This window comes from Corallococcus sp. AB049A, assembly GCF_003668885.1.
GTDB classification, from domain to species: Bacteria; Myxococcota; Myxococcia; order Myxococcales; family Myxococcaceae; genus Corallococcus; species Corallococcus interemptor.
Genome location: NZ_RAWL01000474.1, coordinates 1 through 6,235, shown reverse-complemented (window position 1 = coordinate 6,235; position 6,235 = coordinate 1). Strand labels below are relative to the sequence as shown.

Sequence of the window (6,235 nt, the reverse complement as noted above, 5' to 3'; positions counted from 1 at the left end):
CCTGACGAACCTGCCGCCCCAGCGCCTCATCTACGGCGTCCCCGCGCCGCCGCCCTCCGCCAACAGCCACCCGCTCACCATCGGCAGCCTGCGCCGGGGCGGCGGAAGCGGTGGCGGCTCCGGTGGCGGTCGCTAGAACCCTTTTGTTTCCTGCCTTCCCTCCCCTCCTCTGCCGCCGCTCGTGACGGAGACACAGATGCCTGACTTCCTTGGACATGCCGAGAACCCGCTGCGCGAAGAGGAGTGGGCCCGGCTCAACGAGACGGTGATCCAGGTGGCGCGCCGCTCGCTGGTGGGCCGCCGCATCCTGGACATCTACGGGCCGCTGGGCGCCGGCGTGCAGACGGTGGCCTACGACGAGTTCCAGGGCGTGTCCGCGGGCGCGGTGGACATCGTCGGTGAGCAGGAGACCGCGATGGTCTTCACCGACGTCCGCAAGTTCAAGACCATCCCCATCATCTACAAGGACTTCCTGCTGCACTGGCGGGACATCGAGGCGGCGCGCACGCACAACATGCCGCTGGACGTGTCCGCCGCCGCCGGCGCCGCCGCGCTGTGCGCGCAGCAGGAGGACGAGCTCATCTTCTACGGCGACCAGCGCCTGGGCTACGAGGGCCTGATGACGGCCAACGGCCGCCTCACCGCCACGCTGGGGGACTGGACGGCGCCGGGCGGCGGCTTCCAGACCATCGTGGAGGCCACGCGCAAGCTCAACGAGGCCGGCCACTTCGGCCCCTACGCCGTGGTGCTGTCGCCGCGCCTGTACTCGCAGCTGCACCGCATCTACGAGAAGACGGGCGTGCTGGAGATCCAGACCATCAGCCAGCTGGCGTCCGACGGCGTCTACCAGTCCAACCGCCTGCGCGGTGAGTCCGGCGTGGTGGTGTCCACGGGCCGGGAGAACATGGACCTGGCGGTGGCCATGGACATGGTCGCGGCCTACCTGGGCGCCAGCAAGATGAACCACCCGTTCCGCGTGCTGGAGTCGCTGCTCCTGCGCATCAAGCACCCGGACGCCATCTGCACGCTGGAAGGCGCCGTCCCCGCCGCTCCCCCGGCACGCCGTTAGTCCTCTTCTTCCGCGCGGAGGCTTATGGCCAAGGTCCTGGTCATCGACGACGAGACGAACCTGCGCAAGGTGCTGGCCGCCCTGCTGCGCCGCGACGGGTTCGACGTCACCGTGGCGGAGAACGGCGAGCAGGGCCTGGCCGAGTTCCACAAGAACGGCGCGGACATCGTCGTCACCGACCTGGTGATGCCCAAGCTGGGCGGCATGGAGGTGCTCGCCGCCGTGCGCGCCGCCAACCCGGACGTGCCGGTGATCATCATCACCGCGCACGGCACCGTGGACTCCGCCGTGGAGGCCATCAAGGCGGGCGCGTTCGACTACATCACCAAGCCCTTTGATCAGTCGGAGCTGTCCTCCGTCGTGGCCAAGGCCGCCAAGACGAACGAGAGCGCCAAGCGCTCCGTGCGCGCGGACCACAAGGCCCGGTCCGCCATCATTGGCGAGTCACCGCAGATCCAGGACGTCTACAAGATCATCGACAAGGTGGCGGACACGCCGTCCACGGTGCTGATCACCGGTGAGAGCGGCACGGGCAAGGAGCTCATCGCCACCGCGCTGCACGGCGCCTCCAGCCGCCGCGACAAGCCGTTCATCAAGATCAACTGCGCGGCCATCCCCGCCACGCTCCTGGAGAGCGAGCTGTTCGGCTACGAGAAGGGCGCCTTCACCGGCGCCGTCACCTCCAAGCCGGGCCGCTTCGAGCTGGCCGACGAGGGCACCCTCTTCCTGGACGAGATTGGCGAGATCCCCGTCGAGATGCAGGTGAAGCTGCTGCGCGCGCTCCAGGAGGGCGAGTTCGAGCGCGTGGGCGGCATCAAGACGACGCGCGTGAACGTGCGCCTGGTGGCCGCCACCAACCGCGACCTCCAGGCGGAGATCGAAGCCGGCCGCTTCCGCAAGGACCTGTACTACCGGCTGGCGGTGGTGCCCATCGTGCTGCCCGCCCTGCGCGAGCGGCGCGGCGACATCCCGATGCTCGCCGCGCACTTCGTGGACAAGTACAACCGGCGGCTCCACAAGAAGATCGAAGGCATCGCCGACGACGCGCTCGCGCTGCTCCAGGCGTACGCGTGGCCGGGCAACATCCGCGAACTGGAGAACCTCATCGAGCGCGTGCTGCTCTTCGCGGACGGCCCCCTCATCACCGCCAAGGACCTGCCGGAGCCGGTGCGCGGGGGAGCGGGCGTGCAGGCAGGGGCACCGGTCGCCGCCTCGCTGGGCACGCTGGATGTCCCTGTGGGCGAGGTGGGCCTCAAGGACATCGTGCGCATGAAGGCCGCGGAGCTGGAGCGGGACCTCATCGTCAAGAAGCTGGAGGAGACGGGCGGCAACGTCACGCGCGCCGCGCGCCTCCTGCAGATCAGCCGCAAGTCGCTCCAGACGAAGATGAAGGAGTTCGGCCTGCGCGACACCACCCCGGACGGTCAGGAAGACGGCCCGGACGAGTAGCTTGGGGCGCCGAAATATCGCTTCTTCGCCAGCGGTTTCGGCCCCCGCGTACCTTCTTACCCTCAGGGAGCCTGAATGCGGCCGAATCTTCCCACCCTCGGTGGACCACCGAAGCGCAATCCCTTCGGACCGGTGGTTGCCGTCTCCGTCATCCTCGGCGCGGCCGCGGGTGGCGTGTGGTGGTGGAAACAGCGCATGGCGGATGTCCCCATGGACGTCGCCTCGCAGACCGTCACCGCGCTGGATGCCGGCACCGTCGCCGCGGCCCCCGTGGCCCCGCCCGCGCCCACCGACCCCGTGAAGGCCGCGGGCCTGGAGCGCGCGTCCATCCGCATCGAGGGTCCGCTGGAGACCGCCCTCGTCCAGGCCTCGGACGCCACCGTGGGCCCTGCCCTGGCCCAGGTGGTGACGCGCACGCTGGTGTGGTGGGTGCGCGTACCCGGTGAAATCCTCCGGGGGGACACGCTGGACGTGCTCTACCAGCGCCGCCCCAACGAGGAGCCGCTGGTGTACGCGGTGCGCTTCGTGAGCGGCAAGACGGGCCAGACGCACCGCGCCTACCGCTTCACGCCCGCGGGTGAGACGAACGCCCGCTACTACCTGCCCGGCGGCGACGAGTTGGAGCTGCGGATGGAGAAGTCCCCCATCGACAGCTACGAGCAGATCACCTCGCTGCTGCGCGACGGCCGTGGTCACAAGGGCGTGGACTTCCGCGCGCCGGTGGGCACGACGGTCCGGGCGCCCTTCGCGGGCGTCATCAAGCGCAAGAACTGGAACTTCGGCAGCAACGGCAACTGCATCGAGCTGGTGGAGTCCGGGGGCAAGGGCCGCCGCGCCCTCTTCCTGCACCTGGCGGAGCTGCCCAAGAGCATCCAGCCCGGGATGCGCGTGAACGCGGGACAGGTCCTGGCCCAGAGCGGCAACACGGGCCACTCCTTCGCCCCCCACCTGCACTACCAGCTCATGCTGGGCGAAAACCGGGTCCTGGACCCCTTCGACCAGCACAAGACCTTCCGCGCGTCCCTGGCGGCCGCCCAGAAGGGCGCCTTCGACGCCGAGGTCCAGCGGCTGGATGGCCTGCTGGGCACGTCCGTCGCGGGGAAGTAAAGGCCACCCATTTCTTGACACTCCTCCGACGGCACGGCTAGCTGGCAGGCCTGGGCCGTGGTCGTCGGAGGTAGTGGATGCACAGGTTTCGCGCCGTCATCGCCGCGCTGACGCTGGGCGTGCCGTTCGCCGCCAGCGCGGCGGAGATCACCCGGATTGCTTCCTCGTTCGAGGACGATGATCCGTTCGACCTCTTCCTCGATGTGGGCTTCGAGCGCACGCAGACGCGCGCGAAAATCGTCCGCGAGCAGCTCGGTGGCCCGGGGTCCACTGACGTCCGGGAGGTCAACGAACTCTGGTACAAGGGCACGGACGCGCGGCTGAATCTGGCCGTGGCCTTCGGCCTGTGGAAGGACCTGGAGTTCAGCTTCAAGCTGCCCATCGTCTTCCAGCAGAACGAGACCTGGAACTTCGTGTCCGGCACGGGCCAGGGCAACTCCACCATCACCAACAGCTGCTTCAACGCGGACGGCTCACCCTACTCGTCCGAGGGCTGCGTGGGCCGGCTGTTCCAGGTGCCCCAGGAGAGCTACCGCGGCGGCCTGGGCAACGTGCACTTCGGCCTGGCGTACGCCTTCTTCAACCAGGAGAAGGACGACACCAAGCCCACGTGGATCGTCGGCATCGACTACGAAGCGCCCACCGCCAAGCTGCGCGACCCGAGCGTGGCCAACACGGACCCGGACGGCGACAAGGGCAACGTGGGCGACCGCGTCCACAAGTACCAGCTCTACACGACCTTCTCGCGGAAGATGGGCAGGGCGGAGCCGTACTTCAAGGCGTCCCACACCATCCCGGTGCGCGGCCCCGGCGCGTACTCCAACTGCGACCAGTCCGGCGCCAATCCGCCCACCCTGGGCGCGCCGTACAACTGCTTCAAGGAGCCGTGGACGCGCAAGGAGACGGGCATCCACGCCCCCTCGCAGACGGCGCTCACCTTCGGCATGGAGCTGGTGCCCTTCGAGAACGCGGCGAAGTCCCAGAGGTTCGCCCTGGACCTGCGGCTGTTGGGCAACTACGTGGGCCGCGGCCGGTACTACAACGAGTTGAGCTCCGCGCTGCGCAAGCTGCTCACCTCCGACGACTACCTCCAGGTGGGTGGCCAGCTGGGCGTCACCGCCCGGGCCGCACAGGCGTTCACCATCCGCGCCTCCGGCAACTTCCTCTACAACACGGACCACCTGCTCACGACCGAGGTCATTGGCCAGGACCTGAACGGCGACGGCACCGTGGACGTCGCCCCGGGCTCCCCGGAGCTGAACCCCACGTTCGACTGGCGCTACGACACGGTGTCCCGCCGCTTCCGGGCCATCCAGAGCACCACGTTCCGCTTCGACCTGGGCGCGACCTTCAGCTTCTGAAGGCCCGCCCCCGAGGCAGCGGTGGGCCGCCCCTACCGCTGCTTCAACCCCAGGCCCAGCCGGTACACCTCCTGGCCGGGCCACCCCGCACGGCGGGCCAGCTCCGTGCTCAGCGGCTTGAGCTTCTCGCCGCGAGCCAGGCCCGCCTCCAGCGCCCGGCGCAGTTCGTCCTCGCTCCAGCGCTGCTCGCCGGTGCGGCCCTCCACCAACACCACCACCTCGCCCCGGGTCTCCTCGCCCGCGTAGCGCGCCACCAGCGCGGACAGCGAGCCCCGGACGAACTCCTCGTGCAGCTTGGTCAGCTCGCGCGCCACGCACGCGCGGCGGTCGCCCCAGGCCTCCTGGAGGTCCGCCAGCGTCTCCGCCAGGCGGCGCGGGGATTCGTAGAGGACGCAGGTGGCGGACAGGGGGGCCACCTCGTCCAGCATGGCCCGGCGCTCCGGCCCCTTGCGCGGCAGGAAGCCCAGGAAGTGGAAGCGCCCGGTGGGCAGCCCGGACGCGCTCAGGGCGGCCACCAGCGCCGTGGGCCCGGGCACTGGCTCCACCTTAAGGCCGCGCTCCAGCGCCTCCGCCACCAGCTTTTCCCCCGGGTCGCTGATGCCGGGGCTGCCCGCGTCCGTGACGAGCGCGCAGTCCGCCCCCGCCTCGATGCGGTCCAGGATGCGCCCGGCGCGCTGCCCCTCCGCGAAGGCGGGCAGGCTCACCAGGTCCTTCCCGGTGATGCCGAAGTGGTCCAACAGGATGCGCGAGTGCCGGGTGTCCTCGCACGCGAGGAAGCCCGCGGTGCGCAGCGTCTCCAGGGCCCGGGCGGAGACGTCCCCCAGGTTCCCGATGGGCGTGGCCACGAGGTAGAGCGTTCCAGCCAAGGGACGGTTTCCTTTACATGCCAGCGTCGAAGGCGGCGGGCAGGTGCTCCACCCGGGCGTGCTCGCCCTGGCCCACGACGGAGATGACGTCGAAGCGCACCATGCGCCCGTCGATGCCGTTCTGGAAGAGGTAGTGCAGCGCCGCCTTCACCACCCGGCGCTGCTTGGCGAAGGACACGGTGTGCGACGGGTCTCCCCAGGCCGCAGTGGAGCGCATGCGCACCTCCACGAAGCACATGAGTTCCCCCTGCTCCGCCACGATGTCCAGCTCCCCGTAGCGGCACGTCCAGTTGCGCGCCACCACCCGGAAGCCCTGCGACTCCAGCAGGCGCACGCCCTCCGCCCTGTCTCTTATACCCATCTGACGCTGCCGACGACTTAAA

5 protein-coding genes and 1 pseudogene are annotated in these 6,235 nt (G+C 69.7%); 5 read left to right on the top strand and 1 reads right to left on the bottom strand.

Annotation, left to right across the window (positions count from 1 at the left end):
- The 5 genes and pseudogenes from D7X55_RS45675 to D7X55_RS33870 all read left to right on the top strand — a co-directional run.
- Nucleotides 1-136, top strand: a pseudogene (locus tag D7X55_RS45675) (ferritin); the annotation flags it as partial.
- Nucleotides 137-196: 60 nt separating this feature from the next.
- Entirely contained in the window at nt 197-1,069 is an 873-nt protein-coding gene (encA, locus tag D7X55_RS33885) for an encapsulin nanocompartment shell protein EncA (RefSeq protein ID WP_121725217.1), read from the top strand.
- A 24-nt stretch (nt 1,070-1,093) separates the two neighbouring features.
- Entirely contained in the window at nt 1,094-2,518 is a 1,425-nt protein-coding gene (locus D7X55_RS33880) for a sigma-54 dependent transcriptional regulator (protein WP_120546375.1), read from the top strand.
- 75 nt (nt 2,519-2,593) lie between these two features.
- Nucleotides 2,594-3,625 carry a M23 family metallopeptidase gene (locus D7X55_RS33875; RefSeq protein WP_120546376.1) on the top strand — a complete coding sequence of 344 codons (1,032 nt, stop codon included), beginning with the start codon at nt 2,594-2,596 and terminating at the stop codon, nt 3,623-3,625.
- A gap of 77 nt (nt 3,626-3,702) precedes the next feature.
- The gene (locus D7X55_RS33870; RefSeq protein ID WP_121725216.1) at nt 3,703-4,986 is read left to right on the top strand and encodes a hypothetical protein; all 1,284 of its coding nucleotides are present in this window, start codon (nt 3,703-3,705) and stop codon (nt 4,984-4,986) included.
- Between the two features lie 32 nt (nt 4,987-5,018).
- Here D7X55_RS33870 and rsmI read toward each other — a convergent pair whose 3' ends face one another.
- Entirely contained in the window at nt 5,019-5,852 is an 834-nt protein-coding gene (gene rsmI / locus D7X55_RS33865; RefSeq protein ID WP_121725215.1) for a 16S rRNA (cytidine(1402)-2'-O)-methyltransferase, read from the bottom strand.
- Nucleotides 5,853-6,235: the final 383 nt, after the last annotated feature.

Bases quoted from the DNA above. Each gene is read 5' to 3' on its own strand.
- D7X55_RS33870 (WP_121725216.1), top strand. From the start codon at position 3,703: ATGCACAGGTTTCGCGCCGTCATCGCCGCGCTGACGCTGGGCGTGCCG.
- D7X55_RS33880 (WP_120546375.1), top strand. From the start codon at position 1,094: ATGGCCAAGGTCCTGGTCATCGACGACGAGACGAACCTGCGCAAGGTG.
- D7X55_RS33875 (WP_120546376.1), top strand. From the start codon at position 2,594: ATGCGGCCGAATCTTCCCACCCTCGGTGGACCACCGAAGCGCAATCCC.
- encA (WP_121725217.1), top strand. From the start codon at position 197: ATGCCTGACTTCCTTGGACATGCCGAGAACCCGCTGCGCGAAGAGGAG.